The organism is Wolbachia endosymbiont (group A) of Limnophora tigrina, from assembly GCF_964263225.1.
Lineage (GTDB): Bacteria > Pseudomonadota > Alphaproteobacteria > Rickettsiales > Anaplasmataceae > Wolbachia.
This window is the reverse complement of record NZ_OZ181654.1, coordinates 1198851-1218058: the sequence shown is the minus strand read 5'-3', so window position 1 is coordinate 1218058 and position 19208 is coordinate 1198851. Positions and strand designations below refer to the sequence as shown.

Genomic DNA, 19208 nt, shown 5'->3' with positions numbered 1-19208 from the left:
ACTAGCAAATGTATTGTATAGTAATAAATACATTATGAAAATATAAAGGTATGGAATTTCAAATAGTTACACATTTTCAGCCAGCTGGAGATCAACCACAGGCAATAGACAACTTAGTTGCAGGGTTAAATAGTAATAAAAGAGATCAGGTTTTGCTTGGAGTTACTGGCTCTGGAAAAACCTTCACTATGGCAAATGTTATTGCAAGAACAAACAGGCCTGCATTAATTATGGCACATAATAAAACTTTAGCGGCGCAGCTTTACGAGGAGATGAGAGGATTTTTCCCTCACAATGCTGTTGGATACTTCATTTCTTATTATGATTATTATCAGCCTGAGGCTTATTCGCCACAAACAGACACTTATATTGAAAAAGACTCTTTAATAAATGAAAGAATTGATATGCTACGCTATTCTGCTATATGCTCTCTTTTGGAGCGTAGGGACACGATTGTAGTTGCGAGTGTTTCTTGTATATATGGTCTTGGTTCGCCTGAGAGCTATCTCAGCATGACCTTGACTTTAAGTGCTGGAGATAAGATTCATGTTAATGACTTTCTGAATAATTTAGTTAATCTCCAATATAAACGTTCTGATGTCAGATTTGAGCGAGGATATTTCAGAGTGCGCGGCGATATTATTGATATATTTCCTGCCTATTATGAAAATAAAGCTTGGCGTTTATCATTGTTTGGTGATGAAATAGAGGAAATTTCTGAGATTGATGCCATGAACGGCAATATTATCAGACGCATAGATACAGTCACCATTTTTCCAAATAGCTATTACACTACATCACGTGAGACTCTTTTGCAAGCAGTTCAATTGATTAAAAAAGAACTACATGAACGCCTGGATTATTACTATTCACAGAACAAAATTGTTGAAGCAAAACGCCTTGAGCAGCGTACTAATTTTGATATTGAAATGATGATGGCAACGGGAGTGTGTAAAGGTATTGAAAATTATTCGCGTTATCTTTACGGAATGAAAGCTGGAGATCCACCGCCTACATTGTTTGAGTATTTACCTAAAGATGTAATTTTATTTGTTGATGAAAGCCATGTAACCGTTCCCCAGATAGGTGCAATGTATAGCGGTAATGAAGCACGTAAAAAGAAATTGATAGATTATGGTTTTAGGCTACCTTCTGCTTTTGATAACCGTCCATTAAAATTGGAAGAGTGGGAGGCAATACGGCCACAGACTATTTACGTTTCGGCTACTCCAGGAAAATATGAATTAGAAAAGACTAATCACGCATTTATAGAGCAAGTTATCCGCCCAACAGGACTGACAGATCCCATCTGCATCATAAAACCAACAGGGAGTCAGGTTGATGATGTGATTCATGAGGCACAAGTGACGATAAAAAAAGGGTTTTGTATTCTAATTACCACATTGACAAAAAAAATGGCTGAAAAACTAGCTGAGCATATGAGTGAGCTCAGTATGAAAGTAACTTACCTACATTCAGATATTGGTGCACTGGAAAGAATTGAAATTATATGCAAATTAAGATCTAAAGAAATAGATGTTCTTGTTGGCGTTAACTTGTTGCGGGAAGGTCTTGATATTCCCGAGTGTGGATTGGTTGCAATTTTAGATGCTGACAAAGAAGGGTTTTTACGATCAGAGACTTCGCTCATTCAAACGATAGGTCGTGCTGCACGAAATGTTGAAGGCAGAGTAATTTTATATGCAGACAAAATTACTAATTCTATGGATCGTGCACTGAAAGAAACTGAAAGGAGAAGAAAGAAACAGACAGAGCATAATACACTGCATAATATTGTACCAAAAACTATAATAAAGCCTATATCAAATACTTTACGGGAAAAAGTGGTGATTGAGGATTTTAGTCAGAATGATCTAAGCAGTTTGAAAAAACAAATGTTGAAGCATGCTGAAAATTTAGAGTTTGAAGAGGCAGCAAAAATAAAAAGTATTATTGAAAGGTTTAATAATAGATCCACTGCATAATTAGAAAAAAGATGAATAATTAATAGCTAAACTGACTTTGATTTATCAACAATTTGAAAAAACATCATCTAAGTGGCAGAAAAATGAGCCAGTTCATGATAATTTCAAATTTTCACCTTTTATCTTATAGGTAATGATTGTTGAACTTATTTCTTTCTTGAGATTATGTACAGACTCTAACAAATTAAATCTCACAACAAATTTGTTGTTTCATAGCTTTTATATCATACTATAATTGCAACTGTTTTAACAATAATCAGAGCCTAAAAGAGGTTTATTATCAATGGACTATTTATAAAAAATCTTATGGAAAATAAAGCTTGGTTCATTTGGCTTCTAAGAAACTCCCTCAACCAGTTCATCTTTTTGAACTAAGATGTAGCCAAATTCCTGTGCTTTTTTGATCAAGTTTTTTTTAACTCTCTCTTTGTAACGTGTTTCATAATAGTTCATTCCTTTTTCAACATACTCTTGCCCATACTTTAGCATACTATAAAAAATGCATGCTAGTTTTCTTGCGGTAGCCGTGATTGCTTTTGGTGCACCTAGTCGTCTCTTTATTCTTCTACAGTACGCACCTATTCCGCTGTTGCTTCTTGATACACAGTGAGCAGCTATTCGAAATGCATTTGCAGCACGATTAATGACTTTACGCGTTCTTGTGCTAAACACTTTTTCTCCTGTAATTTTATTGGCAGGGCTGAGCCCTAACCACGATGAAAAGTGTTTTTCTGTCCGCCATCTATTAGGGTTTATGCCAGTTTCTGAAATTATTGTTTGTATGGTTACTACATCAAGTCCTGGAACTTTTGTGAAATCCCTACCTGTAATTCTATGCAGTTCTTCGTGTATAGCAAAGTTTGGCCTATGTTTTGTAGACTTACGCTTTATTTTATTACATAGCTTGTTCCCACCTGACTTTGTCTCAAATGTTTTATAATATCCTTCAATACTTCTATCACATTCTGCTATTTTTTCCTGATAAATATTGTATAGCTCAAACTCTTGTTTTAGTGTAAACAGGTGTTCCTCTCTATAGTCTCCTGCTAATGCTTTTGCAATGGTAGATTTATCATTTTTTATTCGTCCATCTCTTAATTCAGCTAATTTTTCTGGATTTCTTTCACCTTCAAGTATTGCTTTAATAATTTGTATGCCAGTAACTCCTGTTATATCGCTTATCACCTTATGCAATTGAATGTTCATTTGAATTAACGCTTTTTGCATACGTTGAATGTGTGCTGCTGCACTTTTTATTAGGTTATCTCGTTGTCTAGCGTAGCTGCGTAATACACAAATTTGATTATCTGGTCTAAATGACCCTTGAAGCAGTCCATAGCTATGCAGTTGTTGTAACCACTGGCAATCCTGAACATCAGATTTTCTTCCAGGCACATTCTTAACATATTTTGCGTTTACTAATTTTACTTCAAATCCATATGATTCAAGTACTTGAAACAAAGGGATCCAATACACTCCTGTTGATTCCATGGCTATTGTAGTAACTTTGCACCTCTTTAACCACTTTGCTAAGTTATAAAGATCTTCTGTGAAGCAGCAGAATTTTTGTATATTCTGTTTATCTCTTCCTTCTGGTACACATACATAATGCACAGATGAACCAATATCTATTCCTGCCGCATCAGGGTTCATTACCTCTAATTTACTTTTTGTTTTTGCCATTTCTAACCTCCATCATATAATAGTTGAAAAGCACTTCAGCTTGGAACGGTTGAATTATACGCTCTTCTAATCGAGGTAGTCTCAAAGACTCCATCAGTGGTTTGATCGTTCCTTCCAAAACCATGCTAACCTACGGGCACTAAGGCACCATTGCCTATTCGGCTATAACTGCAGAAGCGCTTCTCCGTAAAATTATATTCAAAAAAGTAGAAAATAGGAGTTTCTTTCTGGTTTGACAGGTTTTATATCTGTCCGATGCTAATCAGTAACTTGATTGTTGTATTCAGCAATATGCAGATAATCTACACCTTTATAAGCGTGAATCTTGAAAAAGAACTTGGGCTCACAATCGCGCAAGTTGCACTAGCTAATTCAGCATATACTTGGACTTTTGCTATCTCACAATTTTTTAGTGGGGCAATGTTTAATGTTTTTTCCAGCAAAAAAATTTATTTTTTCTCATTGTCAATCATGCTCTTTGGTTTTTTTGTCCTTATCAAGAGTGACAATTTTGCCCATTTAATTTTATCTCAATTTTTGATCGCAATTGGAGCATCGTTTGGTTTTATTGGCGCTGCTCATGTAAGTAGCACATATTTTCCCCTTACTCAATTTGGACTGATGTTCTCACTAGTGCAGACAATTTCAAGTCTTTCTGCTTTGATGATTCAAATGTGCTTCTCTAGCTTGCTTGCCGAAGGTGCAGATTGGAAAAATCTTATTGTATGCGTAATATTATTTGGCGTATCGATATTTGTACTTATGTTTTTTTATCCGAAAGGACTTTCAAAAAAAAATTTGGGGGAATACACAATAAAGAGCTCTATAAAAACAGTAATATGTTCTGTACTAACAGTGCTAAAATTAAGAGATATCTGGATAACCTCAATAGTGGGTGCTATTACTTTTGGAACATTTTTAGCGCTTAATATGCTGTGGGCACCAAGGTTACTAAGCAACTTAGAACTCAATACAATGGAGTTAGGTGTGGCAACTGCAATATTGTGGCTTGGTCTTGCAGTTGGTGCTCCAATTGCAGATCTAATCTCAAATCTATTTAAAAATAGAAGGCACGTAATCTCTGCTTTTGCCACATTGCAAAGTATTTCAGCTATTATTTTACTATGCGGTAATTTAACAGTTCATATTATATACTTTTGTATGTTAATGTTTGGTTTTTTTGCAGGAGGACATATGCTTAATTTTACTGTTGGTAGTGAGATTGTTGAGCAGAAGTATATTAGCACATCATCATCCATTATCAATGGATTTATGTTTGTTATGAGTGGAATTTTAGTGTCAATTTTAGCACTTTTTTCAGATCATCAAATGGCGCTTTTCACAATATTTGCAATGTTAACATTTGCTAGTATTTTTAATTACGCTACAAAAGAAACATACTATAAAAATAAAGTAGCTGAATCTTGAGTCGATTGTTATATTATATTAACATACTGTAATAAATTATGACAACAAAAGACACAACAGTAACTAAGGCAACAATAGCTGAATGTATAAACCAGGAAATTGGATTATCGAAACAAGACTCTATTGCAATAATAGATGATATATTGGATGAGATAAAAACGAGCTTAGCAAAGGATGGAATAGTAAAAATATCTTCATTTGGAACATTTTTGGTTAAAAACAAGAAAGAAAGACCAGGAAATATACCAAAGACATCGGAAAGGGTAGTAATTAAAGCGAGAAAATCAATTTCTTTTAGACCTTCAAAAATGATGAAGAAATTAATAAACAACCGATGAATAAGGAAAAATTATTTTACACAATTGGAGAAGTAGCTGAAGAACTACATTTGGAGCAGCATGTTTTAAGATTCTGGGAAAGTCAATTCCATCAAATTAAACCCATAAAACGGAAGGGAAGAAGACTATATGATCATAAGTGTATAGAGGCAATAAAGAAAATAAAATATATGCTATATGACAAAGGATATACAATAAAAGGAGTACAAAAGGAATTTGGTAACGATGTAAGAATTGATCATTATTCAAGAAATTTGTTGCAAGAACTTACCGATTTAAGAGACTATTTGACTGATAAAATAAATGAAGAAAGTAATAAATAGACGAAAAACACTATAAAGTTTTGTGAAAGTTGATATATCTAGAGATAAGTGTATGTGTCGTATAGCCTTGTTCTTTATATTATCAGCAATACTGATAAGCTGTGGCCTGCAAAAACCTGCACCTGTACTACTTAAAGGCGAAGAATTTTATGGGAAAAGAGACCTAGAGTACACAAGGGAGTATCATTTGATTAAAGAAAATGTTGATTCTTCGCTGCGAAAAGAAAGTAGAAAAGCCTTTGTAGATAAGGTATATAACAATAATGCACAAAGCATGTGTAAATTTGTAATACCGGTTAAAGGTGCAGTTACCTCTTCTGATAAAATATGTCAAGATGGCATAAAAATTACTGCTCAAAGTGGAACAAAGGTTATTGCTTCTGCACCTGGCAAAGTAATATACGTAGGCAAAGGCCTGAGGTGGTACGGAAATTTAATTATAGTGGAACATAAAGATAATTACATGACTATGTACTCCTATTTAAAAAACATACAAGTTGAAATTGGTGATAAAGTAAAACAAGGTCAAGTAATTGGATCTGCAGGTAAATCAAGCACACAAGATAAAGATCCGCAGATGTGTTTCACAATAAGGCATAATGGTCAAGCAGTCGATCCTTTAGTACATATAAACTGTGATTGAATTTATGAAATATGATTTTAAAAACGTTGAAAAATTCTACCAAAATAAGTGGGATTTTTCTGTAAGCAAAGATAGTAAAAAGAAGAAATGTTACGTGTTGGAAATGTTTCCATATCCATCTGGTAAGATTCATATGGGGCACCTGCGTAACTATGCAATAGGAGATGTTATAGCACGTTACAAGAGAGCTCATGGATTTGAGGTTTTGCACCCAATTGGCTGGGATGCGTTTGGATTACCAGCTGAAAATGCAGCAAGGGACAATAATATTAACCCTGCAGCGTGGACAAAAGAGAATATAGACAATATGCGTGCACAGCTAAAATCTATAGGTCTTTCCTACAATTGGAATCACGAGCTTTCCACATGTGAGCCTGATTATTACAAACACGAACAGAAATTTTTTCTGGATTTTTTAAAGCATGGTCTTGCCTATCGAAAAGAGTCGTGGGTTAATTGGGATCCAGTGGACCAAACAGTGCTTGCAAATGAGCAAGTGGTTGATGGAAAAGGATGGCGATCAGGTGCAGTTGTTGAAAAACGTAAGTTATTCCAATGGTTTTTAAAGATTACTGATTTTGCTGAAGATTTGCTTCATTGTCTGCAAAGTTTAAAAAATTGGCCAGAAAAAGTCAAAACTATGCAAGAGCGCTGGATAGGAAAATCTGAAGGGGCAACTATAGATTTTGAAATAGTTGGCTTGAATAAGAAGTTAAAGATTTTTACAACTTCTCCTCATACTTTATTTGGAGCTTCTTTTCTTGCAGTAGGAGCAGAGCACCCTATTGTACAAGACCTTAAGGACAAAGAAATAAGAGACTTTATTGGTAATATGAAGGCAAAGGGGGAGAATGATGAAAAAATTGGAATTTACACTGGACTGAACGTCAGGCACCCATTTCTCGACAAGGAATTACCAATTTATATAGCGAATTTTGTGTTGATGGAGTATGGAGAAGGTGCGATTTTTGGTTGCCCTGCACATGATCAGCGTGATTTTGAATTTGCACAGAAGTATGGTTTACCGATTATTCCTGTAGTTTGTGAAGAGACCACAGAGATCTTAAAAGAACCGTACTTCGGTGATGGAGTGATGTTCAATTCTGAATTCTTAAACGGACTAATGATTAATGAGGCAAAAAAAGTAATCATAAAAAAACTTGAAGAAAAAGGAATAGGTAAGAAAACAATAAACTATCGTCTACACGATTGGGGAATTTCAAGGCAACGTTATTGGGGATGTCCTATACCTATTATACATTGTAAAGATTGTGGAATTGTTCCAGTTCCAGAAAAAGACCTCCCTGTTGTTCTACCAACGGATGTAGAATTTACAAGTGGTGGTAATCCCCTGGATAAGCACCCAACCTGGAAATTTGTTGATTGTCCAAAGTGCGGAAAGCAAGCAGAACGTGAAACTGATACATTTGACACTTTTTTTGAATCTTCTTGGTATTTTGCTGCATTTTGCAGTGAAAATAAATCGATTAATAAAGATACTTGTAATCGTTTTATGCCTGTTGATTATTACATAGGTGGAATAGAACATGCAATTCTACATTTGCTTTACTCAAGGTTTTTCTGCCGTGCTTTAACTAAATGTGGCTATTTTGATGTTAAAGAGCCTTTCTCTACTTTAATCACTCAAGGAATGGTCTGCCATATAACTTATAAAGATGAGAATGGCAAATGGCTCTTTCCCGAAAAAGCAAAAGAGTTGATTGCGAAGGGTGCTAAGATCCAAGTTGGAAAAGTCGAAAAGATGAGTAAGTCAAAGAAGAATACAGTTGACCCAAACTTTATCATAGAAAAATACGGTGCTGATACTGCTCGTTTGTTTGTATTATCCGATACCCCCCCAGAAAAAGATATGGAATGGTCTGATGATGGCGTGGAAGGTTGTTTTCGCTACATAAATAAATTGTGGCGTATGGTAGTGCAACTTAGGCCCGTAAACATACACTATGATAATGAAAACATTGTAGGTAAACTCCTAGAGTACAGAAAAAAAATCCATAAACTATTGCAAGTGCTTACAGATGACTTGGAAAACTGCAGATTAAACTGTGTGGTAGCAAAGTTTCGTGAAATGACAAATTTAATAGCTGAAATAGACGTAAAAACTGGAAAATCTCTTATTGATGAAGGTGTATGTATACTAATTAGAGTAATCGAACCATTCATGCCACACCTGGCTGAAAATTTATGGCAAAAAATAGGAGGCGAAGGCATGCTATATATGCAACCTTGGCCAAAAGCTGATGAATCACTACTAATTGATAATATGGTAACTGTGGCAGTACAGATTAATGGAAAGTTGCGTGCGACTATCAAAGTAGAAACTGATTTACCTCAAGAAGAATTGAAGAAAATAGCAACAGGTTCTGTATCTAACAAAATCGATCAAAGCAAAATTCGCACTATATATGCTGTACCAAATAAGGTAGTAAACATAGTTATATAAAAATTTTGAGTAGCATGTCCCTAATTTCGTAGGTATACTTTTTTTGATATGAGGTTATATCTTTTTTAATATAAAGGATATATACTTGTGCATTATATATTTTTTTGTATGGGTAGTTATATGAAAATAAAAGGATTGTGTGTTTTAGCTGTTTTGCTCACTTCATCTCTAGAAGGTGCAGCTAGTAATAAAGCAGCTAGTAATAGTGCAAAAGAGCAGTACTACGCAGGTTTAAACTTTGGTGGTGGATGGGGCACTGGATTAAAAATAAAACCTGGCTTAGTTTTTGGTTATAATTATGATAAAAGCTCTAAGTTTGAACTTGAGATTCTCACCGACGTAAGTGATATGTTTGGTAAGGCAACCAAGAAAATGGGAGCTAGTTTATTAGCACATTACCGTTATTATCCTGACGTTGACATTGATCCTGTGAAACTATATGTCAGTGGAGGTTTAGGAGGACATCTACAAGTATATCCTTTTGACATTGTTGGCACTGACACACTAGATAAAATACTGGGTGCTATTTCGTACAAACTGAAGGTTGGTGTTGATTATGAAGTTGCTCCACAGATAGTTGGTACAGCTGCTTTAACCGTAGGCGGGCAACTGAGTGGTTTAAAAGCAAAACAAATACCAGATGCGATGCTGGAAGTAGGAGTACGTTATAGTTTTTAATGCTGGATGGCATTGTGTACATGTTTAGGTGTAACCATAAGCAATGCTCAAAACTTGCTGCTAGCATGTTTGAACACTTATTTTAGTATGTTTTAAGGAATGTTACATATGAGTAATATGAAAATGAAAAAATTGTTTGCTATATTGCTTGCTTCATCTTTAGCAAGTACAGCTAGTAGTAGTGCAAGTGAGTTAGAAGATCGGTACGAAGATCAGTACTATGTAGGTTTAAACTTTGGTGCTGGATGGGGTGATACTTTTAAAATGAAACCTAGCGTTGTTTTTGGTTATAATTATGACAAAAATTCTAAATTTGAACTTGAGGTTCTTGCCAACATAAGTGATATAACTGATAAACAAAAAAGGAAAGTAGGAGCTAGCTTGTTGGCGAATTACCGTTACTATCCTGATCTTGAAATTGATCCCATTAAATTATATGCCAGTATAGGACTGGGTGGATATATCCAAGTATTGCCTTCTTTTGGCTTCGGTGGCAGTAGTACAGGTGAAACTACAGTCAAAAATGTTTCAGATAGTGGTAATTCAGGTGAAATTGTGAGTAAAGGTGGTGGAAAAAACGATAATAGAAGGGAAGAGGAAGAAGAGAGTCAAGAAGCTCCAGCTCTACTAGCTGCTGATGGAAGCAAAGTAACGTCTGATCCATCTTTAGTAGACAAAATACTGAGTTCTATTTCCTATAAACTAAAGGTAGGTGTTGATTATGAATTTACTCCGCAGATAGTTGCTACAGTTGCTATTGCTGCAAGTGGGCAATTAAGTGCCTTCAAGCCACCAGTACAAATACCAGATGCAATCATAGAAGTAGGCATACGTTATAATTTTTAATGTTCTAAATTGCATATTTCTTGTAGTGAATAAGATAATCCTGCAAAGAGGTTTGCTATTTGGATAAAAATTCGATGTTATTATCTAGAGACGGGTATCTATTTTTCTTATGCCCTCAATTAATGAAATCAGAAGCATCAACTCCCCGCTGCAAGCAAGCAGCAATTACAGTGTTCATCATAAGAAATGCTATTGTCATCGGGCCAACTCCACCAGGCACTGGAGTAATAGCTTTGACTTTTTCTTTTACTCCCTCAAAGTCAACATCACCCACAAGCTTACTTTGATTTCCTATGTTAATGCTATTTATGCCAACATCAATCACTATTGCACCTTTTTTTATCCAATCTGGTTGAACAAAATTTGGCTTTCCAACTGCTGCAACTACTATATCCGCCTTAGAGCAATAATCAGCTAAATCCCTACTTTGTGAATGCAAGATGGTAACAGTGCAATTTTCTTGCAACAATAGGTGAAACATTGGCTTACCCACAATATTTGATCTGCCAATGATTACCGCATTTTTACCGGACAGATTATTTTCAACTGACTTAATTAAATGCAAAGAACCTTTGGGAGTACAAGGTATCAGACAATTTTTTTCACCTTTAACTAACCTGCCAACATTCTCATCATGAAAGCCATCTACATCTTTTTCAACACTTACTGTATTAATTATTCTACTTGCACTGATGTGCTTTGGTAAAGGTAACTGAACTAAAATTCCATGCACAGATGAATCTTCATTTAATGTATTAACTTTTTCAATCAATTCATCTTCTGAGATACTATCAGGCAAAACAATAGTTTCAGAACTTATGCCTATTGATTCTGCTTTTCTTTGTTTATTACGAACGTAGACCTGACTTGCTGGATTGCTACCCACAAGAATTACTTTAAGACAAGGAAAAACATTATACTCTTTCTTTAAAATATCAATTTTTTTTGATAGCTCCTCACAGAGATCATTTGCTATTTTTTTACCGTTAATAATAATTGACATTTCCTTGCCACTCCTTGAAGTCAGGTAATGCGATATCAAATAAATTCAATACTTTACCAACAGCATGATTTACAATATCATCCAAAGATTTTGGTTTAATATAAAAAGCAGGCATCGGCGGAGCAATAATTGCTCCCATCTCCGTTAGTTTTAACATATTTCGGAGATGTCCAAGATGTAGTGGAGATTCTCGCACCATAAGAACTAATTTTCTTCTTTCTTTTAGAGTTACATCTGCAGCCCTTGTTAATAGATTGGAAGTCACCCCCGATGCTATTTCAGACATTGTTTTCATAGAACATGGAGCAATAACCATACCTGAGGTTTTAAATGAGCCGCTTGCTATTTTTTCTCCTATTTTTTCTTCAGAATAGTAAAAATCTGCAAGCGATATAATATCTTCAAGTTTTTCTTTAATCTCATGAGCTATAGTTATTTTTCCAGCACTGCTGATCACTAAATGAGTTTCATGATTGGTATTTTTTAGTGCCTCTAGAATCCGTACACCGTAAATAGAACCAGATGCTCCACTTATTCCAATTACAATCCTACTATTCACCTTCGTAATTCATTCCCAATGCACGTTTGTAGGTATAAAGTAATATTTCCTGTTCCTCCCTGTCATCATCATCCATCTTTCTTAGCCTAATAATCTGTTTCATCACTTTTATATCCCAACCTTCATCTGCAGCTTTTGCATATACATCACGAATGTGATCTTGCACATCCCTCTTTTCTTGTTCAAGTTTTTCGATTCTCTCTATATAGCTCTTCAAATCTTCAGCCGTTATTTTTACTGTATCTTCCATAGAACCCAACTAATTAATTGCTACTACAGTATTATCAGTTTTTACTTGTACTTCAATCATAGTAATAATATTTTTATCTTTTTTTAAAATCTTAAAGTAAAAACCGTACATGGAAAACTCTTCATTTTCTTCAGGAATGCGCTCTATCTCGTTTACAATCATACCTGCTAGAGTTGTAGCTTCTTCATCAGGAAGATCCCAATGTAACTGTCTATTAATATCCCTAATAGTAGATTTTCCTTCTATGTGATACATATTATCGGATATCTTTTTTATAAAATTCTCTGTGATCAAATCATGTTCATCTGAAATTTCTCCAACTATTTCTTCCAGTATATCCTCAAGAGTTACGATTCCCTGTAGTGCTCCATACTCATCAATAACAAATGCAAGGTGTTTCCTGTTTTTACGGAAGTTGTGAAGTTGTACACTGAGTGGCGTACTTTCTGGTATAAACCAAGGCTTTGACATAACTTTGGCAATCTCTATTTTATTATCCTTTTCACGCAAGGCATTTATTAGATTTTTCACGTGAACCACTCCAACAATATTATCTGGTTCTTTTTGCCATAAAGGTACTCTGCTATGGCTACTGGTTAAAATCTCTCTTATTAACTCTTCTTTGTTTCGATCTATATCAAGAGAAAATAAGTTTCTCCTGTGGGTCATAATTTGTGATATTTCTGTCTCAGCCAAATCAAGTATACTATTTAGCATATCTAAATCCTGTTGTAACATAGTGCCCTCACTGCGGTGAAGAGTAATCATATTACGCATTGCATCTGCTGCAGATATTACCTCCCTATTCTTATGAAGCCCACATAACTTCAGAATGATATTGACAATAAACTGAATGCCTAATGTCAATGGAGAAAGAACCTTGACAAAAAACAGCATAAAATAAGCAGAAAGTAATGTAAATTTTTCAGGATTTTGCATGGCGTAAGTTTTTGGTAAAACTTCACAAAATAGCAAAATACAAAACGTCATCATGAATGTTGAAAGAAATATGCCCTCACTCCCAAAAGAATTTATAAATATTACTGTAAATAAAGCAGAGCAAGTAATGTTAATAATTGTATTACACAGTAATATTGTTCCTATTGTTAATTCTTTTTTACCTAACAAAAGCTCTATTATCTTGGCTTTTTTGTTACCTTCTAGCTTTAGTTTATTCACTCGGGATCGGCTAATTGAGGTTAACCCTATTTCTGCTCCTGAGAACAAAAACGATAAAATCAATAAGAAAAAAATTGCTGACAATACTGAAATCAATAACCAATCCATTAAAGTATGATGTTATTGCGATATAGAAACAGAGTTGATTTTATATGTTGTAAGAAGCATTTGCAAGTCTATATATCTTTAATATAAAAAAATAAATCATGAAATATATCACACACTGCATTCACATGCATATTCTCAACAACAAGTGGAGGAGTTATTCTTATTACCCTATTATTTAAAATTTTAGTCATTATTAAGCCTTTGTCAAGAGATTGTTTAACAATTTTATCAGCCAAAGGTACTCTAAGCTCTATCCCTATCAATAAACCCTCCCCACGAACTTCTGAAACGATCTTCGGAAATTCTTCAGTCAAAGGCAACAACTTTTCTTTTAGATATTTACTGACCTTCTTAACATGGTCAAAAAAGCCTTCCTTTAGCATTACATCGAGTACTGCATTACCAACAGTCATGGCAAGTGGATTACCTCCATAAGTTGACCCATGAGTTCCTGGAGTGATTGCTTCTGCTATATAATCTTTTACTAAACATGCAGCCAGAGGAAATCCATTACCCATAGCCTTCGCACAAGTGAGCATATCAGGTTCAACTCCTATATTTTGATAGTAAAATAGAGAGCCAATCCGTCCATATCCGCATTGCACTTCATCAAAGCATAAAATTATTCCTTGAGCTTTTGTTATCTCTCTTACTTTTTTAAGATACTCTACGTCCAATGGATGTACTCCGCCTTCACTTTGTATGGGCTCTAAAAATATGGCAGCTGTTTCGCTATTGATTTTCTTTTCTAATGCTTCAATGTTATTTCTTGGAACTTTATCAAAACCAGAAAGGAGTGGAGCAAAACCTTCGCGTGATTTTTCATTTCCCCCAGCTGAAATTGCAGCAATACTGCGGCCATGAAAACCTCCTTCAATTGTAATGATGTGACTGCGCTTTTCTTGTCCATTTAAGTAGAAATAGCGTCGAATAAATTTAATTGCAGCTTCTGTTGCTTCAAGTCCACTTGAACAGAAAAAAACTTTATCGGCAAAGGTAAGTTCTGTTAAACGCTGAGCAAGCCTTTCCTGCTGAGGAATAGTAAAAATATTAGAGCAGTGCCATAATGAATCCAGTTGCTCCTTCAGTTTATCTGTAATGTATGGATGACAATGCCCTAGAGAGGTTGTAGAAATTCCTGCAGCAAAGTCTAAATATTTTTTACCATCCTTATCGAAGAGATATACTCCTTCTCCTCTAACTATAGAAGCTTCAGATCTATTATAAGCGTTAACAACATGATCCATTTTAAATATTATCTATACTGTGCATGAAAAAGCTTTCCCTTAATATTGCTTAAACTAAAAATTGGGCTAATATTATACAGTTCAACATAAAATTCAGAAATTTAATATGTAAAAAAGTAAAACTACACCAATTCACATTCAGCAAAAAAGAAAGCTATTTCTCTATGAGCATTCTCTAGACTATCAGAACCATGCACTCTATTTTCACTAATATCATCAGCAAAATCACCCCTAATTGTACCTTTATCTGCCTGCTTTGGATCTGTAGCACCCATGATTTGCCTGTATTGACTGACTGCATTTTCACCGATTAAAACTTGAACTATCACAGACCCAGAAGTCATAAATTCCACCAACTCTCCAAAAAAAGGCCTATCCTTATGAATTTCATAAAACAGCTCTGCTTGTTTTTTTGTCAGCAGCATCTTTCTCTGTGCTATAATTTTTAGTCCAGATTTTTCAATGTAAGAATTTATACTGCCTGTAATATTATTTTTTACTGCATCAGGTTTTAATATTGAAAGTGTTCTCTCAATTGCCATATTATTTCCTTATATTAAGATCGTATATTTATAGATTTATTTTATTATAAACTTTGATTTGATAAAAGCAATTTTTCACTTATAGTTAAGAATAAACTATCAAGAGAGTATTGTATGCATCCTTGTTGTAACACAACTAAATCTACTACCAAACAACTGGTTGAAACTGAATCTGCTGCTAAAACATTCGTTAATAATTTAAAATCATCAATTTTTTGTGGAACAAAAGGATTTTTGACTTTCAGCTTGGCTTTTTTAAGTTATTTGGAGTATAGCGCACATCGTAATGCAAAATTAAAAGAAGGCGCTGTTTTTGCGATGAAAAGAAACATCATTCCATTTTTTGAAATGGCTATTATAGTGCCATTTGTTTGTCTTGCACTACCTATGATAGGTAGTATAAGTCTTAAGGAGTGTGCACTTACATGCGCTGCATTGATGGTTGCAACATGCTTTCTTGTAAGAACTTTTCACGTGCGTGAGTTATTACTAGAAAAATGGACCAAACATAGTACACAAGAAATAGATGAGCAATTTAAAAAAGATACTATAAAATTTCCCATCTTCAATCAAAATAGAAAACACATCGAGTATAACTCACCTAATCCAGGGCAGTCACTGAATGAAAGCACCTGTCTTTTCGTTAAAGTTTTACTTTTTCCCCTTACTATTCTTCTGAAGGCCCTACAAAACTGCATAATGATATCTTTGGCTGCTGTTGAGCTTCTTGAAGCAGTTCCCAGTTTCTGTGTCGATCTGGTTTTCGATAGAGGCTTTGCATCTACACAGAGTAACATGAAGAGATCTGCTCATCTATTGTATGCCAGTGTAAGAAATTTAGTGCCTGTAACTAAACTTGATGAGTGTGTAGCTGATTTTATAGGCAAACCTGAAGAAAGGTGCTGTCAGTGAAGAAGGCAGTAATCTTATTTAACCTAGGCGGACCTGATTCACTAAGTGCGGTCCGTCCTTTCTTATTTAATCTTTTTTACGATAAAAGAATAATAAATCTACCAAATCCTTTTCGCTTCCTTTTAGCAAAGTTTATCTCCAAAAGGCGAGAAAGTACTGCACAAGAAATATACGAGCACATTGGAGGTAAATCGCCAATCTTGGAGAATACAAAAGCACAAGCTGATGCTTTAGAACTAAAATTAAATGAAGATGGAAACCATGTGTATAAGATATTCATCTGCATGCGTTATTGGCATCCATTTGCTGATGAAGTTGTTAAAAGCGTAAAGCAATTCAACCCTGACGAAATCATTCTGTTACCACTATATCCGCAATATTCAACCACCACAACTCTATCATCCATAGAGAATTGGCAAAAAAATGCCAAACTGGAATGTAACACAAAAACAATTCACCATTATTATGACAATGAAGACTTTATTGAAGCTCATGTTAATCTGACGTCTAAATATTATAAATTAGCTAGCAAAATCGGTAAGCCAAGAGTCCTATTCTCGGCTCATAGCTTACCTCTTAGTATCATTAAAAAAGGCGACCCTTACGCTTCACAGATAGAAAAAACAGTAAAATTAATAGTAAAAAAATTGAATATTGAAGATCTTGATTGGGGAATATGTTATCAGAGTAAGGTTGGCCCTGTAAAATGGTTGGAGCCTAGCACTGAAAGTGAGCTATCACGCGCGAAAGACGATAATATACCTGTAGTTTTATCACCTATATCTTTTGTTTCTGAGCATTCTGAAACACTGGTTGAACTTGATATAGAGTATAAATCAATTATCAAAGACGGATATTACTTTCGCGTACCAACTCTCAGTACTGATCTCTTATTTATCAAGTGCTTGGCCGATTTATGTTTAGATCACTCTCAAAGTACTGATTTATAGCACTTTTCTTTTTAGATTTTTATAGTATAATATTAAAAAGTTATTATTTTATTATCTACTTATGCCAAAAGGTAAGCCAAATACATTTATAGAAAGTATACATGATGCTCACAATCATGATATTAGAAAGATGTATTGTATTGCAGTAGGTTTAACAGGCATATTGTGTAAAATTTCATTGCAATTCTGTTGCGAGTTTATTGATAACAACAGATCCAATATTTGTACTATATTAGATATTTCTAAGTTCATAAAACTACCAACATCAATAATATTTGCTCTTCACTTTGGTCTCAATTTAGCTGGATATAAATCTAAAAAACTTCAGAATGGTAAAGGGGGAAATGAACCTGAAAAACCAATACAGGTTGTGGGTAGCTTAGCCTTCTTGGCAAACTGTGTCATAGGAATATTGATGCAGACAAAAATCATTCATTTCTTAGCTAGAAACAACAAGGATGTAATAAGTTATATTAGCTTAACATCAGCAGTTCTATTTCTATTTTCAGAATGCATAAACTGTTATTATACATGGAAGAAGTATCTAGATAATAAGGATTCTGAAAAGTCTGCTAAATATGGCAAAGAAGTTATTTTTAGCACATTCGCTTTGTCATTGGGCTTGTTAAGCTTCATATTAAAAAGAATGGAACTTCCAACCATACCAATAGACTTGGGTGGTGGCATAATCTATAATTTCAACTTAACTGTTACGGTCAGTTTGATACTAAGCATAGCATATCTAGTATCAAACATCGATAAGTTTGTCAATCAACCTAATAATGGTACTGATCCTTCTACTGGACTTGATGACGCTCACCATATTCAGCATAATGGCAGCATTGTAGAAATTAATTATTAGAGATGAAAAGACTTAATTTCTACTGCCAATGCTAGCACTGCTAATTTGCTAACAATATTCCAAAGTGGCAAAGTTTTATTTTCTTGGCTGATGTCATAAAATTCACAGTCAGTGGAATTCAAGCTAGAATATACATCTTTCCTGCTATTACATCGGTATAAGTAACATGTTGGAGTATCTCCTATATAGTATATTAGCGGTTCTGCAGAACTACTTTTAAATATGTCAATAGTTGGTACACCTTCTTGTATAATAACACTATTGATTGCTATTCCTTCTTTTATCTTTTTCATTTTATGACGCTTTTTTTTATTGAGATTTAATATTTCCTTTCCACTTGTTGCTGTTATAATGCCCATTCCATATGTGCCATTGCTTGCTTTGATAAAAACGTAAGGTTGTGTTTTTATTTCATATTCCTCATATTTTTTTTGCACTAGAGATAATATTTGGTCAACTTTAGTCGCTACTGCTCCTAGTGATGAATCATCATTAAAGTCAACTCCATTACAGCTTTCTGTAAGCACAGAAATAAGCCATGGGTCCATTTTAAATTCGCCACAAAATTCGGACACTAATTTTTGATAGATTTCAAAATATTGAAATTTCTGCCTACTGTGCCAGCCATATAATGGACTTGGCACTATCTCTTGTTTTACGTTTTCTAGCGTGTCTGGAATGTGGCTCGTCATATCACGATTCAGTATAATAATATCAGGCACAAATCCTGAAGTTGTCTTCAGCAAAGAGTTTTCTTTCACAACAGTTTCATACTGTTCTATTAAATTGTACGTTTCATTATGAAAGAGGCCAATTCTAGTTTCAAAACCTGCGAGTTGCAGTACCTTTTCTATAGCAAATACATTTTCTATATACATTTTATTTCGTGTGTAATTCTCCGGTATTATAAGGGCCTTTTTATATTGTTTTGTTTCGAAGTAGCTTTTTATCAATTTTGCTGCTATCGCTTTTGATACTTCACTTAGGTTATTAAACCCTGCAGGAAATAAATTGGCGTCTACTGGAGCAATTTTGTAGCCTGAATTCCTAAGATCTATGGAGCTATAAAATGGTAATGTAAAACCATTAAATTTTGTTTTGAACCAATTATTTATATCTTTTTCCAGATTTGGATGAATTATGTTTTGCATCTACACTTTAAATGTTATAAGAAAAGTACTATATTATAAGTTATAATCTTAATATAA

The 19208-nt window shown here is 34.4% G+C and carries 19 protein-coding genes; 11 read left to right on the top strand and 8 right to left on the bottom strand.

The window, feature by feature from the left end; genetic code table 11:
* The first annotated feature begins 50 nt into the window (after positions 1-50).
* The gene (gene uvrB / locus ACE38P_RS05635; RefSeq protein WP_010402971.1) at positions 51-1985 is read left to right on the top strand and encodes an excinuclease ABC subunit UvrB; all 1935 of its coding nucleotides are present in this window, start codon (positions 51-53) and stop codon (positions 1983-1985) included.
* Between the two features lie 336 nt (positions 1986-2321).
* Here the strand turns inward: uvrB and ACE38P_RS05630 are convergent, their stop codons facing one another.
* Positions 2322-3668 (bottom strand): IS110 family transposase, encoded by a 1347-nt coding sequence (locus ACE38P_RS05630; protein WP_353280896.1) that lies wholly within the window; start codon positions 3666-3668, stop codon positions 2322-2324.
* Between the two features lie 255 nt (positions 3669-3923).
* On the opposite strand from ACE38P_RS05630, the gene ACE38P_RS05625 reads away from it, so the two are divergent.
* From ACE38P_RS05625 to ACE38P_RS05595, 7 genes are all read left to right on the top strand, one after another.
* The gene (locus ACE38P_RS05625) at positions 3924-5096 is read left to right on the top strand and encodes an MFS transporter (protein WP_374699666.1); all 1173 of its coding nucleotides are present in this window, start codon (positions 3924-3926) and stop codon (positions 5094-5096) included.
* A gap of 38 nt (positions 5097-5134) precedes the next feature.
* Positions 5135-5434: an integration host factor subunit alpha gene (locus ACE38P_RS05620; RefSeq protein ID WP_264730349.1), complete on the top strand. Its 300-nt coding sequence runs from the start codon at positions 5135-5137 to the stop codon at positions 5432-5434.
* Entirely contained in the window at positions 5431-5757 is a 327-nt protein-coding gene (locus tag ACE38P_RS05615; RefSeq protein ID WP_010402982.1) for a MerR family transcriptional regulator, read from the top strand. The genes ACE38P_RS05620 and ACE38P_RS05615 overlap by 4 nt, the downstream gene beginning before the upstream one ends.
* Before the next feature lie 52 nt (positions 5758-5809).
* Positions 5810-6400, top strand: a complete 591-nt coding sequence (locus tag ACE38P_RS05610) for a murein hydrolase activator EnvC family protein (RefSeq protein ID WP_007302156.1) — start codon at positions 5810-5812, stop codon at positions 6398-6400.
* Positions 6401-6404: 4 nt separating this feature from the next.
* On the top strand, positions 6405-8864 hold the full coding sequence (leuS, locus tag ACE38P_RS05605; protein ID WP_374699665.1) for a leucine--tRNA ligase: 2460 nt from the start codon (positions 6405-6407) through the stop codon (positions 8862-8864).
* Positions 8865-8984: 120 nt separating this feature from the next.
* Entirely contained in the window at positions 8985-9542 is a 558-nt protein-coding gene (locus tag ACE38P_RS05600; RefSeq protein WP_374699664.1) for a hypothetical protein, read from the top strand.
* A 117-nt stretch (positions 9543-9659) separates the two neighbouring features.
* On the top strand, positions 9660-10388 hold the full coding sequence (locus ACE38P_RS05595; protein WP_374699829.1) for a hypothetical protein: 729 nt from the start codon (positions 9660-9662) through the stop codon (positions 10386-10388).
* A 115-nt stretch (positions 10389-10503) separates the two neighbouring features.
* On the opposite strand, the gene folD is transcribed toward ACE38P_RS05595, so the two are convergent.
* The 6 genes from folD to ndk form a co-directional block, all read right to left on the bottom strand.
* Positions 10504-11391 (bottom strand): bifunctional methylenetetrahydrofolate dehydrogenase/methenyltetrahydrofolate cyclohydrolase FolD, encoded by an 888-nt coding sequence (gene folD / locus ACE38P_RS05590; RefSeq protein ID WP_264682858.1) that lies wholly within the window; start codon positions 11389-11391, stop codon positions 10504-10506.
* A complete protein-coding gene (locus ACE38P_RS05585) occupies positions 11375-11950 on the bottom strand; it encodes a UbiX family flavin prenyltransferase (RefSeq protein ID WP_010406412.1) in 576 nt (191 codons plus the stop codon). The genes folD and ACE38P_RS05585 overlap by 17 nt, the downstream gene beginning before the upstream one ends.
* Positions 11943-12200, bottom strand: coding sequence for a DUF2312 domain-containing protein (locus tag ACE38P_RS05580; RefSeq protein ID WP_064085427.1), 258 nt, complete (start codon positions 12198-12200; stop codon positions 11943-11945). Before ACE38P_RS05580 ends, ACE38P_RS05585 begins: the two co-directional genes overlap by 8 nt.
* Positions 12201-12209: 9 nt before the next feature.
* On the bottom strand, positions 12210-13487 hold the full coding sequence (locus ACE38P_RS05575) for an HlyC/CorC family transporter (protein ID WP_029237684.1): 1278 nt from the start codon (positions 13485-13487) through the stop codon (positions 12210-12212).
* 68 nt (positions 13488-13555) lie between these two features.
* Complete coding sequence (locus ACE38P_RS05570; RefSeq protein ID WP_015587994.1) at positions 13556-14734, bottom strand: aspartate aminotransferase family protein; 1179 nt, start codon at positions 14732-14734, stop codon at positions 13556-13558.
* A 122-nt stretch (positions 14735-14856) separates the two neighbouring features.
* Positions 14857-15276 carry a nucleoside-diphosphate kinase gene (ndk, locus tag ACE38P_RS05565; RefSeq protein ID WP_374699663.1) on the bottom strand — a complete coding sequence of 140 codons (420 nt, stop codon included), beginning with the start codon at positions 15274-15276 and terminating at the stop codon, positions 14857-14859.
* Between the two features lie 114 nt (positions 15277-15390).
* On the opposite strand from ndk, the gene ACE38P_RS05560 reads away from it, so the two are divergent.
* The 3 genes from ACE38P_RS05560 (at position 15391) to ACE38P_RS05550 (ending at position 18000) form a co-directional block, all read left to right on the top strand.
* Positions 15391-16188 carry a hypothetical protein gene (locus ACE38P_RS05560; protein WP_374699662.1) on the top strand — a complete coding sequence of 266 codons (798 nt, stop codon included), beginning with the start codon at positions 15391-15393 and terminating at the stop codon, positions 16186-16188.
* Positions 16185-17138 (top strand): ferrochelatase, encoded by a 954-nt coding sequence (gene hemH / locus ACE38P_RS05555; protein WP_374699661.1) that lies wholly within the window; start codon positions 16185-16187, stop codon positions 17136-17138. The genes ACE38P_RS05560 and hemH overlap by 4 nt, the downstream gene beginning before the upstream one ends.
* A gap of 61 nt (positions 17139-17199) precedes the next feature.
* Positions 17200-18000, top strand: coding sequence for a hypothetical protein (locus ACE38P_RS05550; RefSeq protein ID WP_006014617.1), 801 nt, complete (start codon positions 17200-17202; stop codon positions 17998-18000).
* On the opposite strand, the gene gshA is transcribed toward ACE38P_RS05550, so the two are convergent.
* Positions 17997-19151, bottom strand: coding sequence for a glutamate--cysteine ligase (gshA, locus tag ACE38P_RS05545; protein WP_010406439.1), 1155 nt, complete (start codon positions 19149-19151; stop codon positions 17997-17999). The genes ACE38P_RS05550 and gshA overlap by 4 nt on opposite strands.
* Positions 19152-19208 lie beyond the last annotated feature (57 nt).